Genomic DNA, 20,851 nt, shown 5'->3' on the forward strand with positions numbered 1-20,851 from the left:
CTCATAAGAGGCAGCTTTTTTGATTTGCCATCATGTTACAAATATCTCCAGTCCCATGTATATCCAAATAAAAAAGTGGACACACTAGCAATCGAAACATAACACTCGAAGGAGGAACATCTAATGAAAAGTGCTTTACTTAAACTACTCATCGCGATGTTAGCTGTATCTGTTCTTGGAGCGTGTGCTCAGGAAGAGGAACCTGCAGAAGAAGAAAACAACACAGAAGAAGAAGAAAACATGCAGGAAGAGGAAGATATGCAGGAAGAAGATGACATGCAGGAAGAAGAAGGCAACAACGGTGAAAACGGTGAAAACGGTGGAAATGGTGAAGATGGAAACAACGAAGATACAATGAATGAGGATGAAGAGTAATCTTCATATTATGTAGGGCCGCTTCTACTTAAGGGAAGCGGCTTTTTCTAATGGTTTCCTTGTACAATCACGGCCAGCGCAATGATAGACAAGCCGCTCAGCGTTAAGAACGGGACGACTACACTCGTCTGGTCTACCCATTCAACTACAAACAAGGCGATCCCCACATAGAAAAGACCAACGCCAAGCAATGCTAGCCGCTTCGCCATCTGCCTCATGCCATCCCAGCTTTCAAAAAAGACTAGACGGTTCAGGAACCGCCTAGTTCTTATTTACCCTTTTACATCAATTTGACTCCCCTTAGTCGGGTGAGGCGCCGATTCGGAAAGCATTTCTACCATTTGGCTGCCCTGCTGCTCCGCATGGGTTTTCGCCTGATTCATCACAGCCAGGCTGGACTGCTGCTTCACATTCGCCTGACTCATCGCCATCGAAGCCTTCGCTACATCCATTCCATCACACTCCCTTCTCTTTAACCATCGGCTGTCATCGGGAAATAATTAACAACTCAGTCCGGATTCTTGTCATTAGAATCAACAATTCGGTAGAATAGAAGAAAAGCCCCGATAAATTTTCCACATTTCTTAAATAGTAGTTTTCCCGACTTAAAAGTGTGGAATAGGGGAACGAGAGGTGATTTCCGATGAAGTACAGAACAGCCGAAGACTTAAAACCATTACTGTTCGACGAAGAAGAAAGAGTCGTCAACCAAATCCCGCGGGAGAAAGTGGACGTCTACGCCTATCTCAACCTAAACTTTGACTTTACGTATGTACCCGATGACACGATTTACCAGTTCGTCTTTCGCCACTTCTTTAAGCTGGACAACCCCAGCCTTACCAACGAATTCGAACATGAATATTTCAAACTGATGGAAGAGCAGCGCAGCGAAGAACGCCCAAACATCGTTAATATCACAAAAACCCTTTACAACATTAAAAACCACAAAGGAAATCCAACGATGCAATTCCCGCTTGCCGCAGCTATGCTGCATGCCATCAATCCCGTATTCCCATCCTATGACAGTGACATCGCGAAAGCATTTGACTTTTCATCCACCTACCATCTGTCCGGATTTGATAAGAAAATGAAACGTTACATGGGACAATACCAACACATATTTAACACCTACAAAGAGCTGCTTGAAGACGAAGCCGTAAAGCCGCTTCTTAACCACTTCGACGAGAAATTCCCGGACCACCGCGATGAACTCCCCGAAGTGAAAAAACTCGAACTCATCATCGCCCAGCTGGGCCACAGTATGCAATAATCATTCACCCATACATAACCGCCGCCCCCACCAGGGCTGCGGTTATTTTTCTTTTTTATTTTTCTTTTTTCTCTGTGTACCGGGTACACTGTAGAAATTGTTTGGTACCAGGTACACTGAGTGTCTATCGGTGTACCCGGTACACGACAACTGCTTCATGGTACCTGGTACCAGCCTCCCTATGGTATACTATAAAAAAATAATGGAGGTGCTATATGGCCAGAGTCAGACGCATTTGGTATCCAGGAGCTATGTATCATATCACATCAAGAGGAAATCGAAAGGAAAATATCTTTCTCCATGACTACGACCGCATAAGGTATCTTAACATCCTCAAATTCGTGCACAAAAAATACCCATTTAAGCTTCACGCTTACTGCCTCATGAGCAATCACATTCACCTGCTGCTTGAAACCACACAATTTCCCCCGGGTAAGATTCTTCATCTGCTTCATCTTAATTACGCCAAATTCTTTAACAAAAAGTACAACCACAACGGCCATCTTTTTCAAGGCAGGTATCATGCCAAACTTATTATGGACCGTTATTACTTCATGGACGCCTTCAGCTACATCCACCTCAATCCATTCCGCGCCAGCCTCTCAGATAAAGAAGAAACCAACCCACTATGGTCCTCTCACTACTATTACACCCACAACGAAACAGACAATATCCTCACAAAAGACTTGTTCCACACTTATCTTGAATCCACCCCCTACGATCAATGGTTCAGCAGCAAAAAACTTAAAATAGAAGAAAATGAACGGTAATAATTGAATTTTTATGTCTTTTTTTGTACCGGGTACACAAAATGCACATCTCTGTACCTGGTACCAAACAATTCCCAACTCCCTCTTCCTCACACAACTGTCACATGGATCATCGACAAAACCTTGCATCAGTCTCCAAATTCTAGTAACATTATCCATACTTATGACCACTCAGTCACGCATTAGAGCGACACAAAGAGAGAGGAAGACCTACATATGAAGCGAACGATTCTCAGCCTCCTGCTCATCACGACCGCGACCCTCACCGCGTGCAACAACAATGACAACAGCGAACCCGAGGAACGGACCACACCTGTAGAAACCGCCGAAGTCACTCAGGAAGACTTTACCATTGAACGAAAAATAGCCGGCAGAGCGGCTGCAGATGACGGCACTCCCGTCACTCCGAGCATCGCCGGGGAGCTGGTGACGTTAAACGTAGCCAAGGGAGACCGTATCGAGGAAGGGGAGACGGTCGGCGTAGTATCCCCGGCCGACCAGGGAAGCCAGGTAGAACTGCAGGAAATTGCCGTCCGTCAGGCCCAATCTCAACTTGATGATGCCCGCACCCAATATGACCAGGCCGTCGAAGGTGTTGAGACAGCAGAAGAACAAGTAGAGCTTGCCCGCCAGGCTTCTGGTTCAGAAACAGAACAGACCATCGAGCAGGCGCGTGAGCAGTTCGAGTCAGCTCAGCAAATTGCGGACGAAACGAAGAAGCTGGCTGATGAAGGATCCGTCCCGGAATCGATCTATGAACAAGCTCAGGAACGCGCTGATCAGGCCGAAGCACAATTTAATCAAGCGTCCGACCAAGATAAAGGCGGTATGTCTTCTTCAGCTGTAGCCGAAGCTGAAGCCCAGGTTGAGCAGGCTGAGCAGGCTGTCTCTCAAGCGGAGTCCGCCGTGGAACAGGCAGAGCTCGGCGTTGAACAGGCACAGATTCAGCTTGAAGACGCCCGTGAACAATCGGAGAACGAAGCGGTTATTGCAAGTGAATCAGGGGAGGTCGCCTCCGTAGAAGCAAGTGAAGGGGATCAAGTTTCAAATCAGCAGCCGTTTGCCACGATCATCAGTTTAAATCCGATCACGCTTACGGCTTCCATCACCGATGAACAGCTTTCCCTTTTCGAAGAAGGCCAGGAACTCGATATAGAAATCCCAACGTTAGATGAAACAGTCACAGCCACGATTGATTATGTGCCTTCCGTCCCTGACGATACGAATCTGTATCCAGTCGAAGCTACGGTCGATAACCCGGAAGAGAACATTAAGCCAGGCATGATGGCTTCTTTCCTGCTGCCGGAAAATGTGCTGGAGGAAACGCTGATTGTTCCTTCAAATGCCGTCGTGGAACAAAGCGGCGAATCGTATGTTTACGTAGTTAGTGAAGACGAGAATGAAGTTGAACGAGTCGACATTGAAATCAATGAGTCCCAGTCCGATCGCACAGCGATATCAGGCGACGTATCGCCCGGCGATATGGTCGTCACCAATGGGCAGCTGACGCTAGACGACGGAGCGAAAATTGAAGTTATGAAGGAGGACGACTAAGTGAAGCTCGTCAACCTATCCGTTAAGCGCCCCGTCGGCGTCATCATGGTCGTTGCTGCAATTTTAGCGCTCGGCTTTGTTTCGCTGCGCTCACTCACGATTGACCTTTATCCTGAAATCGACCTTCCTGTAGCTGTCGTTTCCACTCAATACGAGGAAGCAGCTCCACAGGAAGTTGAGCGACTCGTCAGTCAACCTGTTGAATCGTCAGTCAGCGCCATTGAAGGTCTGGAAGTGCTTCAATCCCAGTCCCAGTCTGGAGCCTCGCTCGTTTTCATGCAGTTCAGTATGGGAACGGATCTCGATAGTACGCTCCTTGAAGTACGGGAAAACGTCGATCAAGTGACCGAAGCGCTTCCTGAAGGGGCAGGAGAGCCAAGCGTGCTTCGCTTTGATCCGCAGGCGCTTCCAATTATGACTGTCGGTTTATCGGGCGATTCACCTGAAGACCTTCAACGTGTAGCGGAAGATCAACTGATTCCACAAATCGAACGTCAGGAAGGCGTAGCGTCTGTCGATATCGAAGGCGGAAGCACGCGGCAGGTGGACATTTTGATCGATCGTTCCAAAATGGCCAGCTATGAACTCGATACCCAAACGATTACTCAAACCTTAAATGCCTCCAACCAGGCGGCTTCAGCCGGATCCGTTGAAAAAGGCGATCAAGACATCCAGATTAGGATCGACGGCGAATTTGAGTCAGTGGAAGATATAGAAGAAACGACGATTCAATCACCATCCGGCGCCCAGGTGACACTTGATCAAATTGCCGAAATCGAAGAGAAATACGACTCAGACACCGTTTCCGAAGTCGGCGGCGAAGCGTCCGTAGCGCTTTCCATTATGAAGAAAACAGACGGAAATACGGTCGAAACCGCCAATAACGTGCGCGATGCCCTCGACGAGGTAAAAGGCGATCTGCCGGAGAACACGAATACCGAGGTCATCCTCGATACGAGTGAGTTTATAAAAACATCGATCAACAGCGTCGTCATTAACATCATCCTGGGAGGCATTTTCTCGATTATCGTGCTCATGCTTTTCTTAAAAAGCTTCCGAGCAACACTTGTCATCGGCATCTCGATTCCAATCGCCATCATCTCCACGTTTACGCTCATGTACTTCACAGGCGAAACGCTGAACGTCCTTACGATGGGAGGACTCGCGCTCGGCATTGGAATGATGGTCGACAGCTCGATCGTTATATTAGAAAGTATTGTCAGTTACCGGCAGCGCGGCTACTCGATGGTCGAAGCAGCGAAACAAGGAGCATCCGAACTCGCCCCCGCTGTTATCGCATCAGCTACGACCACACTCGTCGTCTTCCTGCCGATCATTTTTGTAGAAGGAATCGCTTCCGAGCTCTTTACACCGCTCGCGATCACGATCTCCTTCGCCTTAATCACAGCACTTGCCGTATCGGTGACCCTTATCCCAATGCTATCGTCCAAGCTGCTGACGAAACCTTTGCAGACAAGCGGCCGCCGCTATTGGTTCGACCGCTTCTTAGAAAAAGTTAACAATAAATACCGAACCCTGCTGCAAAAAGTACTCAAATGGCGTAAAACAACCATTGCCCTCACACTCGCAGCCATCGTCGGCAGCGTCGCCCTGATCCCAAGCATCGGCACCGAATTTATCCCACCGTCGGATCAAGGACAAATCGAAATCGACGTCGAAATGCCAGCCGCCACATCACTCGAAGGCACTCAGCAAACAACAGCAGCCATCGACCAGCGTCTGGAAAATTTCAGCGATGATATCGAAGTTCGTTACCTCTCGATTGGCGGAGGAGGCATGGGGGGAGATATAGGAAACGGAAGCTCCGACAGTGCCACGTACACCCTGCAGCTGGTCGACCCCGATCAGCGTGAACGTACGACTCAGGACATCATGAAGCAGATCGACGAAGAATTAAGCGATATACCAGGAGCAGAAATCGCCGTCACTGAACTTGACGCCGGCTTAGGCACAGGAGCCCCGCTGCAAATTCAGCTCAACGGCCCGGAATATGAAGTGCTTGATGAATTGTCTCAGCAGGTCACCTACGTCATGGAGGATGTAGATGGTGTAAGCGAACCGACATCTTCTACAGAAGAAGGCCGTCCGGAGATGAATATTGAAGTCGACCGTGACAAAGCCGCCCAATATGGGCTCACAGAGCAGGAAATCATCACCCAAGTGCAGACATCGTTCACTGGTCAGGTGGCAACGAGATACCGTGAAGCCAATGAGGAAATCGATGTTCAGATGATTTTGCCGGAGGAAGAACGACAGACCATTACTGATTTAGAAGGCATGTCAGTCCAGACCGCAAATGGAGGCATTATTCCACTGTCTACGGTCGCTGAGCTTGAACAGGTGCAGGGACCTGTCAATCTGCTGCGCGAAGATCAGCAGCCGCAGGTCAATGTTGAATCCGAGATTGTCGACCGGGACCTCGGCAGTACAACCGAAGATGTCCGTGCGGAACTTGAGAGTCTCAATTTTCCTGAAGGTTATTCGTACGAGATCGGCGGTCAGGCACAAGACATGGAAGAAGCGTTTGGAGACTTAGGACTCGCGCTCATCTTCTCGATCTTTCTCGTCTATGCCGTCATGGCCATTCAGTTTGAGAACTTCCTGTTTCCTTTTATTATTATGTTCTCGCTGCCTGCTACTGTGGTCGGCATTACGACTGGTTTGTTTATTACTGGCCTGCCGTTTAGCTTACCGGCATTCGTTGGAATTATTATGCTCGCCGGGATCGTGGTCAACAATGCCATTGTGCTTGTTGACTACATCAATATACTCAGGGAGAAAGGGTACGACCGAACCGAAGCGATCTTAGACGCTGGCCCGAGCCGGTTGCGCCCGATCCTGATGACGACCCTGACAACAGTACTCGGAATGGTACCGCTCGCCATCGGTATCGGCCAGGGAGCTGAAGCCCAGCAGCCGCTCGCTGTGACGATCATCTTTGGCTTGACGATCTCAAGCTTCTTTACCCTTATCCTCATACCCGTCGTCTACACCTATTTTGACGATCTTTCAAGAAAAATTACCGGCTTCTTCCGCAAAAACCGCGACGAAGCTTAGTTTTACCCCTGCCGTGCTGGCAGGGGACTTTTTATTTTCCGGCAATATTCGATTATTTCCCCGGAAATAATTCAAATAAATTTCTAACCTCCAGTAACCTGTCGAAATTCCTCCCGCCCCGTCGACAAATCAAAAATTTTCTAAAGCAAATTTACAATCCTTTGAAAACCTTTACATAAACCTTACAAAACTATAAAAAAATCAACAAATTCATATGATAGGTTTTGAGTGTAGAAAGAGTAAAAGAGAGGGAAGGGGATCAGATGTTACTTATACCGCTTATGATCATCATCGCGCTTTGTCTCGGCATCTTTGAATTAATCAGGCACCAGCGCCGTATTCATTCGATTCCAATTCGAGTGAATGTGAATGGTGTACGAGGGAAATCCACCGTGACGCGATTGATTACAGGGGTGTTGAAGGAAGCGGGCAAGAAAACCGTCGGTAAGACGACCGGTACATCAGCCCGTATGATTTACTGGCATACGAATGAAGAAAAGCCGATACAGCGCCGGCTGGAGGGACCGAATATCAGTGAGCAGAAACACGTCGTCACTGAAACGCGCAAGCTTAAGGCTGAAGCATTAGTGAGCGAGTGCATGGCTGTCAATCCGGACTATCAGATTACGTTTCAAAATCAAATGCTGCAGGCGAATATTGGTGTGATTGTCAATGTTCTTGAGGATCATCTTGACGTCATGGGACCGACGCTGGATGAGGTGGCGGAAGCTTTTACTGCGACGATTCCTTACCGCGGCCATCTTATTCTTACAGAGTCTCCATATACATCTTATTTTAGAAAAATAGCCAGAAAGCGCAAAACCCGTGTCATTATGGCGGATAACTCGAGAATTACAGAAGAATACTTACGCAAGTTTGAATATATGGTGTTTCCTGAGAATGCCTCCCTCGCGTTAGCGGTTGCGGAGGCGCTTCATATTGATGAGGAAACAGCGTTTCGCGGAATGTTAAAGGCGCAGCCGGACCCTGGAGCGATGAGGATTATGCCGTTTATGGACGAGAAGGATCCTTGCTACTTTATCAATGGATTTGCCGCCAATGATGCTGCATCCACACTCAACATATGGCGGCGCATCGAACAGACAAGCTATCCGCATGAGAAGCCCATCGTGATTATGAACTGCCGGGAGGACCGCGTCGACCGCACGGAGCTGTTTGCACGTGACGTGCTGCCGCATATTCAGGCCGATCGGCTCGTGCTCATCGGGGAGATGACCTATCCGATCATAGAAGCCTATCAACAGGGTGATCTCTCATGCCGCTCTATTATGAATCTTGAAAAACAGTCAACCGAAGAGATATTCCAGGCTCTCACGCCTTATCTTAACAAAAAAGTCATTTACGGCGTCGGTAATATTCATGGCGCCGCCGAACCGTTAATCGAAAAATTCAAGACGAAGCATCAACCGAAAAAAGAATTAGTCGTCAGCTAGGAGGCGTCCCATGTTTGGATCTGATTTGTATATATCGTTAGTTGTAGGTGTGATTTTAAGTCTGATTTATTCTGAAAAAACCGGCATCCTGCCCGCCGGCCTCATCGTACCCGGTTACCTGGCGTTAAGCTTTGACCAGCCGGTGTACATGCTGACCGTTTTTATGATCAGCTTTTTAACGTATTTCATTGTCCAGCACGGGATTGCCCGATTTACGATCCTGTACGGCCGGAGGAAATTCGCCGCTATGCTGACGACGGGCATTGTCATTAAACTGCTTCTTGATGCCGTATACCCGATCGTGCCGTTTGAGGTTTACGAGCTCCGCGGCATCGGAGTTATTGTTCCTGGTTTGATCGCAAACACTATTCAGAAGCAAGGCATGTTTCCAACGGTAATCAGCACACTGCTTCTCAGCGGCCTTACGTTTTTAATTATGTTTGCTTACTTCTTATTTTAGGGTGACTACTATATGGCAAAAAAACTGAACATGAAAGAAAAGATGTTAAAGCACAGCAAATGGCACAAAAAACGCGCCCCTTTTCATACGTTTACAGCCTTGCTGGTTGTCCTTGCGCTCGTTTATCCACTCAATCATTTATTAAGGCCATCAGCCATCGCGGTAGAGGAGGGGAATGACCGATTCACCGCATCGGTCGTCGGTGACATCATGTTTGGACGATTTGTCGAAAACGTTGCTGAGAAAGACTCTTACGATGCGCATTTTGACAACGTCCGTGACTTGTTTAACCAATCTGATTACGTCGCCGGCAACTTCGAGAATCCGGTCGTCCTTAACGACGATGCCATTCCGATTGAAAAAGCGTACAACTTTAAGACGAAGCCGGAAGCCGTCGAAGCCCTGGATAACGCCAATTTCACCGTCGCCAATCTTGCCAATAACAACGTGCTCGACTACGGCATAGCCGGATTAACCGATACGATGAACACTTTTAACGATGCAGAAACCGACTTCATCGGCGCTGGGCAGAATTTATCTGAAGCGGGAGCGATTCACTATAAAGAATACAATGGCGTCACGGTCGCAAGTCTCGGCTTTAACGATATCCTTGATTACAGTACCCAGGCGACCGAAACGGCAGCTGGTGTGCTCGGTGCTGATCCGGAGACGTTTATGCCGCTCATTGAAGAAGCGAAAGCCAACGCCGATCTCGTTTTCGTCCACGTGCACTGGGGCAAAGAATACGAGCACGATATCCAGCCTAAGCAGCGCGACTATGCGCACGCCATGGCTGAAGCAGGAGCCGATGCGATTTTCGGTACTCACGCCCACGTGCTGGCCCCTATTGAGAAATACAAAGACACTGTCATATTTTACAGTCTTGGGAACTTCATTTTTGATCAAGGCTGGTCGCGCACGAAGGAATCCGCCATTGTCCAGTATCATCTGGAGCAGGACGGCTCCGCCCGGTTTGAAGTACTGCCAGCCTACATTGAAGATACTAAGCCGTCACCATTGAAGGAAAACAACCATTACCGCAACACACCCATTTTAAGAAAGATGACAAAGGAACTTGACGACGCAGACTGGAACAAGCAAGGCAACCGTGCCGTCATCCCTGTCGATCACTCACACATCACAGCCGAGGAGGAGAGCAGCCGTGCAGAATAAGATCATCATCACTGTCCTGTCCGCCATCGTCATCGGCGGCATGTGGTTTTACTACCAGGTCGAAGGCGTATCGCCCGAGCTTGCGATATTTAATCAAGGAGATAAACAAACCGACCGCGATCCCGTTGAAACCGTAGATGGCTACGGCGTCAGCGCCTCCAATCCGCTTGCCGTCGAAGCCGGTATGGAAATTTTAGAAAAAGGAGGATCTGCCGCAGACGCCGCTGTCACCGTATCCTACGTCTTAAGCGTGGTTGAGCCATACGGTTCCGGCATTGGAGGGGGAGGCGAAACGCTTTATTACCCTGCCGACGGCGAACCGACAACCTACGTCTATAACGAAAATGCACCATTAAACGGACAGATGCCCGACGATAACGTAGGACTGCCCGGATTTGTTAAAGGCATGGAACGCCTGAATAAAGACCTCGGCAACCTGAAGATGAGCGAACTGATCCAGCCCGCGATCGACATTGCCGAAGAGGGCTTTAAAGTCGACAACAGCCTGCATGGACGTCTCGAAGCCGCCCAATATCGCATGCCGATATCCGAGCTGCCGCACCTGTATCCCGGCGGCACCCCCGTCAATCCAGGCGTTGAAATCAAGCAGGAACAGCTCGCCGGAACACTCAAAGCGATACGCGACGGAGGAGCCGACAGCTTTTACAACGACCAGCTCGGCCAGAACTTCCTCGCCCAGACATCCGGCCATACCGAACAAGACTTAACCCAGTACGAAGTCAAGACAGCCGCACCAGCAAAAGGCAGCTTCGCCGGCTACGACGTGCTCACCGCACCCCCGCCCTTTGGCGGCACCACCTTAATTCAGACCTTAAACATGGTTGAAGACATCGGGTTGGAAAAAGCTGCAGCGAATGACGAACAATATATCCACCTCTTAGGGGAAGTGATTAAACGAAGCTACAGCGATCGGTTAGGCACAATCAGCGATCCTGAATTTAATCCGATTAATGTAGACGAATTAACAAGCGACGCCTATGCGGAAAAACTGGCCTCTGACATTTCAATGGAGAATCTATCAGAGGAGTACGAGATTAACGACAGCCCCGCAGACGAGGCCGATCACAACAACACGACTCATTTCGTAATCGTCGATAAAGAAGGCAACATGGCATCGACTACAAATACGCTCAGCAACTTTTTTGGCTCCGGCAAATTCGTCGACGGCTACTTTTTAAACAACCAGCTGTCTAATTTCAGCGAAACCCCAGGATCCGTTAACGCTCCAGAACCCGGCAAAAGTCCGCGAAGCTACACGGCACCGACCATCTTAGCGAAGGACGGCCAGCCGTTTATGGGAATTGGAACACCGGGCGGGAAGCGGATCCCGATGATGATTGCTGACGTGCTCACCCGTCATCTGCTGCTCGATCAGCCGCTTGAAGACGTCGTCGAAGCACCTCGCTTTTACGTGGAAGAAGAGGAGGTGATCATGGAAGAAGCCTTTGCCGACAACTTAGATGAAGACACGAAAGCCAAGCTTCAGGTCCAAGGATACAGACTCGACACCTACAACTCGGACCAATTTTACGGCGCCATCCACAGCCTCGTCATCAACCGCGACAAGGAAATGATGTACGGCGCCTCCGACAGCCGCCGTGCCGGCGACTGGCAAATCAAAGAAAACTAGGAGAGACCTGATATGATAAAAAAACTATTAAAAGAATCACGCTCTTTTCTGTTACTTGCACTCGTCATCATTGCCATGGCCACATTTAAACAAGTCGACACCATTACCGAAGAAGACAAAACCTTTATCGAAAACTACAATACCGAACAAACCAATAATCAGGAAGACGAATCCATCGTCCGCAACTGAGCTCCCGTCAGAGGGAGCTCGTTTTTTTCGTTAAGGCGCAAACCTGTCGCGTTAGGCCGTAATCCTCTCGAGTTAAGTCGTAATCCCCTTACGTTAGGGGCTAATCCCGTTAAATTAAGGAACATTTTTGTAGTTAATGAATCTTAAAGATTTAAAAATCAGAGCAGAACTGATTGCTAAAACAGACAGATTTCGAGAAGATGGGTACGAAGGTTTTAATATGGCTGAAGCAATGCCGAGATTAACATCCAATAAGGACACCGACAAATTTAAGTAAGGAGTTTTCTTATGAATCAACTATTTGACTTATCGAATAAGGTTGCTGTCGTAACCGGGGGCAACCGCGGTCTTGGAAAAGACATCGCATTAGGCCTGGCTAGTGCTGGGGCTGACGTGGTTGTGATAGCGAGAAATGTGAAAGAAGAAGTAGTAGATGAATTGCGTAACGAGGGTGTAAAAGCGTTAGGAATAAACTTCGATTTAAAGCACAGTGAGAAGTATGATGAGTTAATTGAGCGCGTGACGAATGAATTCGGCAGGGTGGATATTTTAGTAAACAACGCCGGGGTGCAGAAGCGTCACCCTTCAGTTGAATTTCCTAAAGAAGATTGGGATTTTGTTATGGACATTAATGCAAACGCTGTCTTTTTGCTGTGCCAGAAATTTGGCAGAAAAATGATTGAACAAGGCAGCGGCAAAATTATTAATATGGCGTCGATGCTCTCTTTTCATGGCGGATACACCGTTCCTGCCTATGCGGCGAGCAAGGGGGCTGTGATGCAGTTTACCAAGTCACTGGCTAATGAGTGGGCCGAAAAAGGGGTCAACGTCAATTGCATTGCGCCAGGTTATATGGCCACTGAAATGAATACAGCGTTGATCAATGATGAAAAAAGAAATCAGGAAATCCTCGGGCGGATTCCTGCAAAAAGATGGGGAGAACCAACAGACTTACGTGGAGCAGCCATCTTTTTAGCTTCCCGTGCCTCTGACTATATTCACGGTTTTACACTCGCGGTGGATGGAGGATACTTAGGTCGATAAAAACCCAAAACGATAAACCTCAATCTTAAAACAAGTAAGATTGAGGTTTTTTTATGGGAAACACCTGAGTCGTGATACCCCCATCAATCTCAAGCCATGAGACAAACCACCTAAATGGATGAATTTTCTTCTGTAAGTCTTCATTTTCCCCTACAATTTAACAGTAAAAATAAAACATAAAACCAATATATTTACAATAAAGTTGGGTCCTTCCTAAATTATTTCAATCACGCGACAGGAAAAATAGCGCCCAGGTCATAGTCTTAGATTCGCAGCTTCTACTCCACGGTTTTGTTTCATCCTCCATCCATGCGGTTTTTGTCGAATTTTGTTTAGAATCCAAGATGATAATATTGGAAAAATTACCACCATATATGGAATAAATACATCAATCGGACTACATAAGTATAGATTTAGTATGTCATCTAGTTGTTATCATTTTTAATCCTTGTGTAACTGCAAAGTAATTGATCTCTAGTATATTGGATTGCGGACTAACCCGTGCATCCCACTCAACCAATCCAGCCTGCGGGGGGCGTCCGAATACATGAGATCGATGCTATGGAGGTAAAACATGGTAGTAGAACTTAGCATTATTCTGTTATTGGGCTTAATTGCTTTTTTCCTTGGCGCGAAGGAGAAAGTGAAGAATAACAAAAACATAGAGAGCATTCCCGTGCGGGTGAACGTCAATGGGATTCGTGGAAAGTCGACGGTAACGCGTCTCATTACAGGGGTACTGCAGAAAGCCGGCTACAAGACAGTCGGCAAAACGACGGGCACCGACGCGCGGATGCTGTACTGGTTTGATGCGCAGGAGGAACCGATTCAGCGGAGACTGGAGGGTCCGAATATAGGAGAGCAGCGTAAAGTATTGGACAAGACGGTAGAGCTTGATGCGGATGCGCTCGTCAGTGAGTGTATGGCGGTGAAGCCGGATTATCAGGTGATTTTTCAGGACCAGCTGCTGCAGGCAAACATTGGCTTGATCGTCAATGTCCTGGAGGATCATATGGACGTACTTGGTCCGACGCTGGAGGAGGTCGCGGATTCATTTGGAGAAGCGATTCCTTATGATGGGGATTTGATCGTAAACGATAGTCCGTATGTGCCGCAGTTTAAGGAGCTGGCAGCGGAGCGCAATACGACGCTGCACGTCTGTGATACATCGCTTATTTCGGAAGAGTTTTTGAAAAAATTTGAGTACATGGTATTTCCGGAGAATGCCGCGCTGGCTTTAGCGGTAGCGGATGTGCTCGGAATTGATCATGAAACGGCGAAGCAGGGGATGCTTGAAGCGTGGCCGGATCCGGGTGCGATGCAAATTCTTCCGCTGGGAGATGCACGAAATCCAAGCTATCTCGTGAACGGGTTTTCAGCCAATGACCCGACATCGACCTTAAACATTTGGGAGCGGGTGAAGCAGCTCAGCTATCCGACCGAGGATCCTGTTGTCATTATGAACTGCCGGGAGGACCGGGTCGACCGGACTGAACAGTTTGCAAAACAGGTGCTTCCGTATCTGCCATGTGAAACGCTCATCCTCATGGGCCAGACAACAGGACCGATTATTGACGCTTACAAAAAAGGCGCACTCCCTGTACGTAACCTGCTTGACTTAGAAGGCTATGAAACTGATGAAATTGTGCGCGTGCTGCAGCCATATCTCTCGGGTAAAACGATTTATGGCATCGGCAACATTCACGGAGGCGCAGAAGAACTCACTGAACGGCTTGAACAGAAGAAGATTATAAAAGGAACGGCATAGAAAGGAATTCATTATGTTTATTTTTGATACAGGAGATGTTTATTTAGCGTTAGTCGCTGGAATTGTTCTTAGTTTATTTTATACAGAAAAAACTGGTGTACTGCCGGCCGGCCTTGTCGTGCCAGGATATATAGCTATGCTGTTCACCTTCCCGGTCAGTGTGGCGGTCGTATTTATGATTAGTTTTATAACCTATTTAATCGTCATGAAGGTGATTGCCAAATTCACCATTTTATATGGCAGGCGCAAGTTCACCGCCATGCTGACAGTGGGAATTGTGCTCAAAATTGTTTTTGATATGGCAGTGCCGGGATACTCCACGCCGGATGTCGTCGACGGCATGATGGCGATCGGAGTTATAATCCCTGGACTGATCGCGAATACTATACAAAAACAAGGGGTGCTCCCGACGACAGCCAGTACGCTGCTCCTCAGCGGCGTTACGTTTGGAATCGTTACTTTATCAAGCTTTATTGGAGGAGGCATTTAAATGGAAGCGGCATTACAATATAAAAAGAAGACACGCAAAGAACAGAAATTAACTTTTAGCCAATGGGTGTTAAAAACGATTAAACGCCACAAGAAACGCACCACCACCGATGTCACGATCGGGCTGATTGTCTCTGTCGTCCTTTTCTTCATTAATCTGGTATAAGGACATGGGCAGAAACAAAACGTTTAACATTCTCATCATCAGTCTGTTCATCCTCATTCTTTTACTGTTGTCGATGAAACAGGGAACCATTGAAGAAGAGGAGCCAGCAGAGGATTATACGTTAAACGATACCGCACCGGAGAAGGAAGAGACAGGCTCGTACGGCGTGACATCAGATAGTGAAATCGCAACCGAAGTCGGAATGAAAGTGATTGAACAGGGCGGGAACGCCGTTGATGCGGCGATTGCCGTAAGCTACGTCTTAGGCGTGGCGGAACCTTATGGCTCGGGAATCGGCGGAGGCGGAACAATGCTGATTCATCCGGAAAAAGGAAGCGGGGAATCACCCGTCGTCTACGATTACCGCGAAACCGCCCCGGACTCTGAATCCGCCCCCGAAAGCGGGATCGGCGTTCCTGGTTTTGTGAAAGGCATGGATAAAGTACACGAGGACTATGGCTCTGTTGACATGAAGCAGCTCATAGAACCATCGATTAATTTTGCCAGCAACGGCATCACCGTCTCAGAAACGCTGCACAACCGGTTAAAAGGCGCCGAATACCGCATGCCTGACCTGGACCATATGTATCCGGACGGCGAAGCGATCGAGGCGGGAGAGGTACTTGAGCAGCATCAGCTGGCCGATACACTGCGGGCTATCCAGGAAGACGGCCCCGACGCTTTCTACAGCGGTGATCTGGCTTCAGAAATGAACAATGAGGAAAAGAAACTCGACGAAGATGATTTAGAATCTTATGAAGTCAATATTTCCGAACCGATCCAGGGCGAATTCGGCGACTATGACGTCGTAGCTCCACCCCCGCCATCAGGAGGCATCATGCTGCTGCAAAGCTTAGAAATGGCCGAGGAGCTGAACATCGAGGAGACGAAGGAGAAACCCGTCGACTATGCGATGATGATGGGGATGATCAACCGCGTCAGCTATAAGGACCGCCTTGAGAACGTAGGCGACCCTGAGTACACCGATGTCCCGGTGAAAAAGATGCTGGCTGAAGATCATATTAAAGCACTCGCATCCGATATCAACGGATCCGATCTCTCTGAGGAGTACCGCTCAAAACTCGATTCGGACGCCGATCTAGAAGATCATGAGAACACCACTCACTTCGTTGTCGTCGATAAAGACGGCATGATGGTTTCCGTGACGAATACACTCAGTAACTTCTTTGGCTCTGGTGAATATGTTGAAGGCTTCTTCTTAAACAATCAGCTGAAAAACTTCAGCAACAGCGAAAATTCACCAAACCGGCCGGAGCCTGGTAAACGACCGTTCAGCTATACAACGCCGACCGTTTTAGCCAAAAACGGCAATCCCGTCATCGGAATCGGAGCTTCAGGAGGACGGCGTATCACGCCAATTGTCGCCCAGCAGCTCGTCCGCATGATCAAGTTCAATGAACCCGTGCAGAGCTCGGTTGAAGAACCACGCACATTCCTGGAATTGGACGAGGATACATTGCAAGTCGAGAACGATTACGTCTTCCTCGATGATCCGGAAAATCTCGGAATCAACGTTAAATATTCCGACCGCACCACCTACTTCGGCAGCGTCCAGGGGCTCGTGATCGACTACGAAAACAACAAAATACACGGAGCCAGCGACCCCCGAAGACAAGGAAGCTGGGAATCCGAATGAGATAGATTAAGAAAATAAGTTAAGCAAAAGAAAAAAAGAGTGGAGCAGTATACTCCACCCTTTTTTTCTTTTTTTTCTGGGTACCGGGTACACAGAAGGTCACTCCCTGTACCCGGTACACATTATCGTGCGTTTAAGTTTATTCCTAAGTAAGAGAGTGCATCTTTGACTGTAGCCAATGTTAGGATAGAAGATGAATCTATATTGAGGTTTGTGGCTGCTACAGATAATTCAGGTCTTAATCCGGTGATAATAGGGCGCACGCCAAGCAGAGATAAAACGCTGTTTATACTAAAAAGGTTATCAATGACAACGTTATCTATGGTATAAACGCCTGAAAAATCAATAATTAAACAACTAATGTTTTGATTTTGCACCTTCACTGGTACAATCTCTAAAAGTAGTCGTGCTTTCTCTTCATCAATTTTACCTACTAATGGAAGAACTGCGATTTCATTTAAGATAGGAACAATGGTTGCAGACAATTCATTTATTTGTTGGATCATTTCATTTTGCTTCTTTTCCGTTTCTTTTCGCTCTGTAATGTCTCGTACATAGGTTTGAATCGCTTTTTTATTCTCAACCACAATAGGATGACAGTATAATTCCACATCAACTGTTGTTCCGTCTGTTCGATAGATCGTTTCTTCAATTACATCTGCTGGTTGTCCGTAGGCAGATTGGATTCTTTTTCTTATCGCAGCTTTTGACGTTTCCTGAAATATATCCAGCGGGCTCCCGCCGATCACATCTTCTTTCTTCGTTCTAAAAAATTTTTCGGCCGCCTTGTTTATATAAATGATCTTATAATCCGTATGGATAATGAGCGGATCAAGAGAGTATTCAATAACCTCAAGGTAATCGATTTCTGAAATATTAGTGCTCAAAATTTTCACCCCTTTTTAAAATACAGTTTCTCCTTATTGTTCGCAAGGAGTCTGTCAATTATAAACTGAAGATAGGGAGAGAAGTTAATTATTGGAGATGAGGAGGTGCATGTATTGAAAAATAGTAAAACAGTGATCCTGATCGTTGCCGCTTCAGCGCTGATTCTATATGTTATCGGCGCATTACTGAATACGGATCTACTCACTCCCGTAATTTTTCGCGATGGCGAATTTACGATAAGCTTTATAGGCATCATTTTATTGTTCATTCTTTCTTTTATTGCAGGATCCATTGTTATTAGGAAAAAGAAGTAGCAGTCAGCATATAGTGCTGGCTTTTTTATCATTGATAATTGTTGCAATTACAACAAAAAACCCTTAAAATATTATTATTGCATTTACAACAAAAAACTGAAGGAGTTCATAATGAAGGAAATACTTCGCGAAATAGGAATGATTGCAAGAGCTTTAGATTCAATCAGTAACATTGAATTTAAAGAATATGATCTTACCAAAGGACAGTACTTGTACCTGGTACGTATCTATGAAAATCCGGGCATCATTCAGGAAAAAGCCGCCGAAATGATAAAAGTAGACCGCACAACAGCCGCCCGTGCCATCAAGAAGCTGGAAACGAACGGATTCATTGAAAAGAAGGAGGATCCACACAACAAAAAGATAAAAAAACTCTATCCCACCGAGAAAGGAAAAAAAGTTTATCCTTTGATCAAAAGAGAGAACGATTACTCCAATTCCGTGGCGCTAGAAGGGTTTTCCAAAAGTGAAGCGGAAACCATTTTCTATCTACTTCAAAGAGTAAGAAACAATATCGAAAAAGACTGGGAATTTGTGAAAAAAGGAAACAAGAGAAATTATTGAGAAGGAGCGTTCGATTGAAATGACGATAACGATCCGCAAGTGCACCCGCGACGATGTACCACAGCTTCAAGAAATCGGCTGTATTACCTTTAAAGAGACATTTCAAGATCAGAATTCACCAGAAAATATGAAGAGCTATTTGGAAAAAGCATTTAACACTCCTCAAGTAGAAAAAGAAATAGCCGCCCCTTCCTCACACTTCTTTTTTGTTTACGTTAACGAGGAACTTGCTGGATATTTAAAGGTGAATACCGATGAGGCTCAGACGGAGGAGATGGGGGAGGACTCCTTTGAGATCGAGAGGATTTATATCATCGACAAATATCAAAAGCATGGGCTCGGGAAATACCTGCTTCATCAAGCGATTGAAATGGCTTTAGAACGTCATAAAACGAACATCTGGCTCGGCGTATGGGAAAAGAATGAGAATGCGATCGCGTTTTATAAGAAAATGGGGTTTGAGCAAACAGGAGCTCACTCGTTTTATATGGGAGACGAAGAGCAGACGGACATCATCATGGTGAAAAACCTAGAGTAGAAAGGGGGAAGCTGAATGTATATTCCGAAGCATTTTAAAATGAATGAGGATGAAGTCTATGAGTTTATCAATGCCAATGGATTTGCGATTCTTTTTTCACAGCATAACGGAGAACCTTGTGCGACGCATCTTCCGCTGATGTTCAATCAATCGGAGCACGCGTTATATGGCCATTTTGCCCGTGCTAACGAGCAGTGGAAGGATGCAGAAAACCAGCAGGTACTTGCCGTATTCCAGGGTCCCCACTGCTATATTTCCCCGTCCTGGTATGAAACAGAGAAAGCCGTCCCTACCTGGAATTATGTATCGGCCCATGTGTATGGAAAAATGGAATTAATGGAGGAAAGCCAAGCGATTTACGACTCCCTGCAGGAGCTGGTCGCTAAATATGAAAGTCCTGACAGTACGTACGATTTAAATGATCTGGAGCCTGGTTTTATCGAAGGAATGAGTAAAGGAATTGCAGCTTTTTGCATTAAAATTAATAAAATTGAAGCTAAGGCTAAATTAAGTCAAAACCATTTGGTGGAACGTCAGGAACGGGTCATTCAGCATTTAGAGAATTCTTTGCGGCAGGATGATCAAAATATTGCTTCGCTTATGAAGAAGAACCTTAAAAAGTAAGAATGTGTAAAAAGTTAATTGCTTTAACTGGATTATTCTGGAATAATTAGTGAGGGAGTGACACTACTTATAAAGGAGTGATTCAATGAAGAATCGAAAGAAATTAAGTTATTTCTCCCTGTTGCTGCTTGTACTACTACTTGCTGCATGTTCAAACGGAGCGGACGGAAAATCAGAAGCAGAATCTGCTGATTCGAAAGAAGAAAAAACAGCTTCAGAAGAAGATAAGGCAAAAGACAAGGCAAGCGACAAATCAGATTCAGAAGCTGCGGAAGATAAAAATGCAGAGGATACGGAAGAGAAAGATTCAGAGGATACATCTTCAGAAGAAACAAACGATGACGACACAGAGAATACATATGAAAAAGAGGAGCAAGCCCTGGATGAATATTCTCCCAAAGAAATCGAGTACGCCCGCGTCTGGAGGCAGCTTGGACCGAATCAGGATATCGAACAATTAAGTGTTGAGCACATCCCGGCCGGCACACCGCTTAACCCTGACGAGGAAATTAGGCTGGATTATCCAGAGAATGTCGTTCAACTGCGCGGCTCCCGCCTGGTCGATGGAGAGGGTGTAATTTATAGTGGAAATGGGGACGGTACGATTAATGTTTATGACGTACCGATACGATGGTATGGCGGTTTATCCCGTCCTGATCATCTCGATGATAATGAAATTCTTGAAGACATGGAAGACATGATCAACAACACAGAAGAAGTATACGTGGAGCCGGGAAATGATGAAGAAATCATAAATATTATCGAAAAGATTCAATAAAATTTTCCGAAAGTGGAAAAAGATTCAAGAAGTATTAAATAAACCAT

The 20,851-nt window shown here is 46.6% G+C and carries 23 protein-coding genes; 20 read left to right on the plus strand and 3 right to left on the minus strand.

Annotated elements, in window-relative coordinates:
• The first annotated feature begins 123 nt into the window (after nucleotides 1–123).
• Nucleotides 124–375 (plus strand): hypothetical protein, encoded by a 252-nt coding sequence (locus tag C1A12_RS03245; RefSeq protein ID WP_101842404.1) that lies wholly within the window; start codon nucleotides 124–126, stop codon nucleotides 373–375.
• Nucleotides 376–422: 47 nt separating this feature from the next.
• Here the strand turns inward: C1A12_RS03245 and C1A12_RS20990 are convergent, their stop codons facing one another.
• Nucleotides 423–584, minus strand: a complete 162-nt coding sequence (locus C1A12_RS20990; RefSeq protein WP_159462125.1) for a hypothetical protein — start codon at nucleotides 582–584, stop codon at nucleotides 423–425.
• A 63-nt stretch (nucleotides 585–647) separates the two neighbouring features.
• On the minus strand, nucleotides 648–827 hold the full coding sequence (locus tag C1A12_RS03250; RefSeq protein ID WP_101842405.1) for a YjfB family protein: 180 nt from the start codon (nucleotides 825–827) through the stop codon (nucleotides 648–650).
• Between the two features lie 191 nt (nucleotides 828–1,018).
• Between C1A12_RS03250 and C1A12_RS03255 the strand changes: the two genes are divergently transcribed.
• The 14 genes from C1A12_RS03255 (at nucleotide 1,019) to ggt (ending at nucleotide 17,098) form a co-directional block, all read left to right on the plus strand.
• Nucleotides 1,019–1,645 (plus strand): hypothetical protein, encoded by a 627-nt coding sequence (locus C1A12_RS03255; protein WP_101842406.1) that lies wholly within the window; start codon nucleotides 1,019–1,021, stop codon nucleotides 1,643–1,645.
• Between the two features lie 251 nt (nucleotides 1,646–1,896).
• Nucleotides 1,897–2,415, plus strand: coding sequence for a transposase (locus tag C1A12_RS21620; RefSeq protein WP_373420426.1), 519 nt, complete (start codon nucleotides 1,897–1,899; stop codon nucleotides 2,413–2,415).
• A gap of 216 nt (nucleotides 2,416–2,631) precedes the next feature.
• Entirely contained in the window at nucleotides 2,632–3,969 is a 1,338-nt protein-coding gene (locus tag C1A12_RS03265) for an efflux RND transporter periplasmic adaptor subunit (RefSeq protein ID WP_101842408.1), read from the plus strand.
• The gene (locus C1A12_RS03270) at nucleotides 3,970–7,047 is read left to right on the plus strand and encodes an efflux RND transporter permease subunit (RefSeq protein ID WP_101842409.1); all 3,078 of its coding nucleotides are present in this window, start codon (nucleotides 3,970–3,972) and stop codon (nucleotides 7,045–7,047) included. It begins immediately after the preceding gene.
• A gap of 263 nt (nucleotides 7,048–7,310) precedes the next feature.
• A complete protein-coding gene (gene pgsB, locus C1A12_RS03275; RefSeq protein ID WP_101842410.1) occupies nucleotides 7,311–8,501 on the plus strand; it encodes a poly-gamma-glutamate synthase PgsB in 1,191 nt (396 codons plus the stop codon).
• A gap of 10 nt (nucleotides 8,502–8,511) precedes the next feature.
• Nucleotides 8,512–8,961, plus strand: a complete 450-nt coding sequence (gene pgsC / locus C1A12_RS03280) for a poly-gamma-glutamate biosynthesis protein PgsC (RefSeq protein WP_101842411.1) — start codon at nucleotides 8,512–8,514, stop codon at nucleotides 8,959–8,961.
• A gap of 12 nt (nucleotides 8,962–8,973) precedes the next feature.
• Nucleotides 8,974–10,134: a CapA family protein gene (locus C1A12_RS03285; protein WP_101842412.1), complete on the plus strand. Its 1,161-nt coding sequence runs from the start codon at nucleotides 8,974–8,976 to the stop codon at nucleotides 10,132–10,134.
• Nucleotides 10,124–11,785 carry a gamma-glutamyltransferase family protein gene (locus C1A12_RS03290; RefSeq protein ID WP_101842413.1) on the plus strand — a complete coding sequence of 554 codons (1,662 nt, stop codon included), beginning with the start codon at nucleotides 10,124–10,126 and terminating at the stop codon, nucleotides 11,783–11,785. Before C1A12_RS03285 ends, C1A12_RS03290 begins: the two co-directional genes overlap by 11 nt.
• Before the next feature lie 12 nt (nucleotides 11,786–11,797).
• Nucleotides 11,798–11,974, plus strand: a complete 177-nt coding sequence (locus C1A12_RS20995; RefSeq protein WP_159462126.1) for a hypothetical protein — start codon at nucleotides 11,798–11,800, stop codon at nucleotides 11,972–11,974.
• Between the two features lie 288 nt (nucleotides 11,975–12,262).
• The gene (locus C1A12_RS03295; RefSeq protein WP_101842414.1) at nucleotides 12,263–13,018 is read left to right on the plus strand and encodes a glucose 1-dehydrogenase; all 756 of its coding nucleotides are present in this window, start codon (nucleotides 12,263–12,265) and stop codon (nucleotides 13,016–13,018) included.
• A 574-nt stretch (nucleotides 13,019–13,592) separates the two neighbouring features.
• Complete coding sequence (gene pgsB / locus C1A12_RS03300) at nucleotides 13,593–14,786, plus strand: poly-gamma-glutamate synthase PgsB (RefSeq protein WP_101842415.1); 1,194 nt, start codon at nucleotides 13,593–13,595, stop codon at nucleotides 14,784–14,786.
• A gap of 13 nt (nucleotides 14,787–14,799) precedes the next feature.
• Nucleotides 14,800–15,276: a poly-gamma-glutamate biosynthesis protein PgsC gene (pgsC, locus tag C1A12_RS03305; RefSeq protein ID WP_101842416.1), complete on the plus strand. Its 477-nt coding sequence runs from the start codon at nucleotides 14,800–14,802 to the stop codon at nucleotides 15,274–15,276.
• Nucleotides 15,277–15,441, plus strand: coding sequence for a hypothetical protein (locus tag C1A12_RS21000; RefSeq protein ID WP_159462127.1), 165 nt, complete (start codon nucleotides 15,277–15,279; stop codon nucleotides 15,439–15,441).
• A gap of 4 nt (nucleotides 15,442–15,445) precedes the next feature.
• Nucleotides 15,446–17,098, plus strand: coding sequence for a gamma-glutamyltransferase (gene ggt, locus C1A12_RS03310; protein ID WP_101842417.1), 1,653 nt, complete (start codon nucleotides 15,446–15,448; stop codon nucleotides 17,096–17,098).
• Nucleotides 17,099–17,220: 122 nt separating this feature from the next.
• On the opposite strand, the gene C1A12_RS03315 is transcribed toward ggt, so the two are convergent.
• Entirely contained in the window at nucleotides 17,221–17,985 is a 765-nt protein-coding gene (locus tag C1A12_RS03315) for a PAS domain S-box protein (protein ID WP_101842418.1), read from the minus strand.
• A gap of 114 nt (nucleotides 17,986–18,099) precedes the next feature.
• Here C1A12_RS03315 and C1A12_RS03320 point away from each other — a divergent pair, with 114 nt between their 5' ends.
• The 5 genes from C1A12_RS03320 (at nucleotide 18,100) to C1A12_RS03340 (ending at nucleotide 20,804) form a co-directional block, all read left to right on the plus strand.
• The gene (locus C1A12_RS03320; RefSeq protein WP_101842419.1) at nucleotides 18,100–18,300 is read left to right on the plus strand and encodes a hypothetical protein; all 201 of its coding nucleotides are present in this window, start codon (nucleotides 18,100–18,102) and stop codon (nucleotides 18,298–18,300) included.
• Between the two features lie 111 nt (nucleotides 18,301–18,411).
• On the plus strand, nucleotides 18,412–18,864 hold the full coding sequence (locus tag C1A12_RS03325; RefSeq protein ID WP_101842420.1) for a MarR family winged helix-turn-helix transcriptional regulator: 453 nt from the start codon (nucleotides 18,412–18,414) through the stop codon (nucleotides 18,862–18,864).
• A 19-nt stretch (nucleotides 18,865–18,883) separates the two neighbouring features.
• Complete coding sequence (locus tag C1A12_RS03330) at nucleotides 18,884–19,402, plus strand: GNAT family N-acetyltransferase (RefSeq protein WP_101842421.1); 519 nt, start codon at nucleotides 18,884–18,886, stop codon at nucleotides 19,400–19,402.
• A 15-nt stretch (nucleotides 19,403–19,417) separates the two neighbouring features.
• Complete coding sequence (locus C1A12_RS03335) at nucleotides 19,418–20,026, plus strand: FMN-binding negative transcriptional regulator (RefSeq protein WP_101842422.1); 609 nt, start codon at nucleotides 19,418–19,420, stop codon at nucleotides 20,024–20,026.
• An 85-nt stretch (nucleotides 20,027–20,111) separates the two neighbouring features.
• Nucleotides 20,112–20,804, plus strand: a complete 693-nt coding sequence (locus C1A12_RS03340) for a hypothetical protein (protein WP_101842423.1) — start codon at nucleotides 20,112–20,114, stop codon at nucleotides 20,802–20,804.
• The last annotated feature ends 47 nt before the right edge of the window (nucleotides 20,805–20,851 follow it).

Source organism: Halobacillus sp. Marseille-P3879 (assembly GCF_900240285.1).
Lineage (GTDB): Bacteria > Bacillota > Bacilli > Bacillales > Halobacillaceae > Halobacillus_A.

What these genes read in the sequence shown, in the direction of transcription:
- pgsB (WP_101842415.1), top strand. Translation starts at nt 13,593, where the DNA reads ATGGTAGTAGAACTTAGCATTATTCTGTTATTGGGCTTAATTGCTTTT.
- C1A12_RS20995 (WP_159462126.1), top strand. Translation starts at nt 11,798, where the DNA reads ATGATAAAAAAACTATTAAAAGAATCACGCTCTTTTCTGTTACTTGCA.
- C1A12_RS03325 (WP_101842420.1), top strand. Translation starts at nt 18,412, where the DNA reads ATGAAGGAAATACTTCGCGAAATAGGAATGATTGCAAGAGCTTTAGAT.
- C1A12_RS03340 (WP_101842423.1), top strand. Translation starts at nt 20,112, where the DNA reads ATGAAGAATCGAAAGAAATTAAGTTATTTCTCCCTGTTGCTGCTTGTA.
- C1A12_RS03285 (WP_101842412.1), top strand. Translation starts at nt 8,974, where the DNA reads ATGGCAAAAAAACTGAACATGAAAGAAAAGATGTTAAAGCACAGCAAA.
- C1A12_RS03335 (WP_101842422.1), top strand. Translation starts at nt 19,418, where the DNA reads ATGTATATTCCGAAGCATTTTAAAATGAATGAGGATGAAGTCTATGAG.
- C1A12_RS21000 (WP_159462127.1), top strand. Translation starts at nt 15,277, where the DNA reads ATGGAAGCGGCATTACAATATAAAAAGAAGACACGCAAAGAACAGAAA.
- C1A12_RS03330 (WP_101842421.1), top strand. Translation starts at nt 18,884, where the DNA reads ATGACGATAACGATCCGCAAGTGCACCCGCGACGATGTACCACAGCTT.
- C1A12_RS03245 (WP_101842404.1), top strand. Translation starts at nt 124, where the DNA reads ATGAAAAGTGCTTTACTTAAACTACTCATCGCGATGTTAGCTGTATCT.
- C1A12_RS03295 (WP_101842414.1), top strand. Translation starts at nt 12,263, where the DNA reads ATGAATCAACTATTTGACTTATCGAATAAGGTTGCTGTCGTAACCGGG.
- ggt (WP_101842417.1), top strand. Translation starts at nt 15,446, where the DNA reads ATGGGCAGAAACAAAACGTTTAACATTCTCATCATCAGTCTGTTCATC.
- C1A12_RS03265 (WP_101842408.1), top strand. Translation starts at nt 2,632, where the DNA reads ATGAAGCGAACGATTCTCAGCCTCCTGCTCATCACGACCGCGACCCTC.
- pgsC (WP_101842416.1), top strand. Translation starts at nt 14,800, where the DNA reads ATGTTTATTTTTGATACAGGAGATGTTTATTTAGCGTTAGTCGCTGGA.
- C1A12_RS03250 (WP_101842405.1), bottom strand. Translation starts at nt 827, where the DNA reads ATGGATGTAGCGAAGGCTTCGATGGCGATGAGTCAGGCGAATGTGAAG.
- C1A12_RS21620 (WP_373420426.1), top strand. Translation starts at nt 1,897, where the DNA reads ATGTATCATATCACATCAAGAGGAAATCGAAAGGAAAATATCTTTCTC.
- C1A12_RS20990 (WP_159462125.1), bottom strand. Translation starts at nt 584, where the DNA reads ATGGCGAAGCGGCTAGCATTGCTTGGCGTTGGTCTTTTCTATGTGGGG.
- C1A12_RS03255 (WP_101842406.1), top strand. Translation starts at nt 1,019, where the DNA reads ATGAAGTACAGAACAGCCGAAGACTTAAAACCATTACTGTTCGACGAA.
- pgsB (WP_101842410.1), top strand. Translation starts at nt 7,311, where the DNA reads ATGTTACTTATACCGCTTATGATCATCATCGCGCTTTGTCTCGGCATC.
- pgsC (WP_101842411.1), top strand. Translation starts at nt 8,512, where the DNA reads ATGTTTGGATCTGATTTGTATATATCGTTAGTTGTAGGTGTGATTTTA.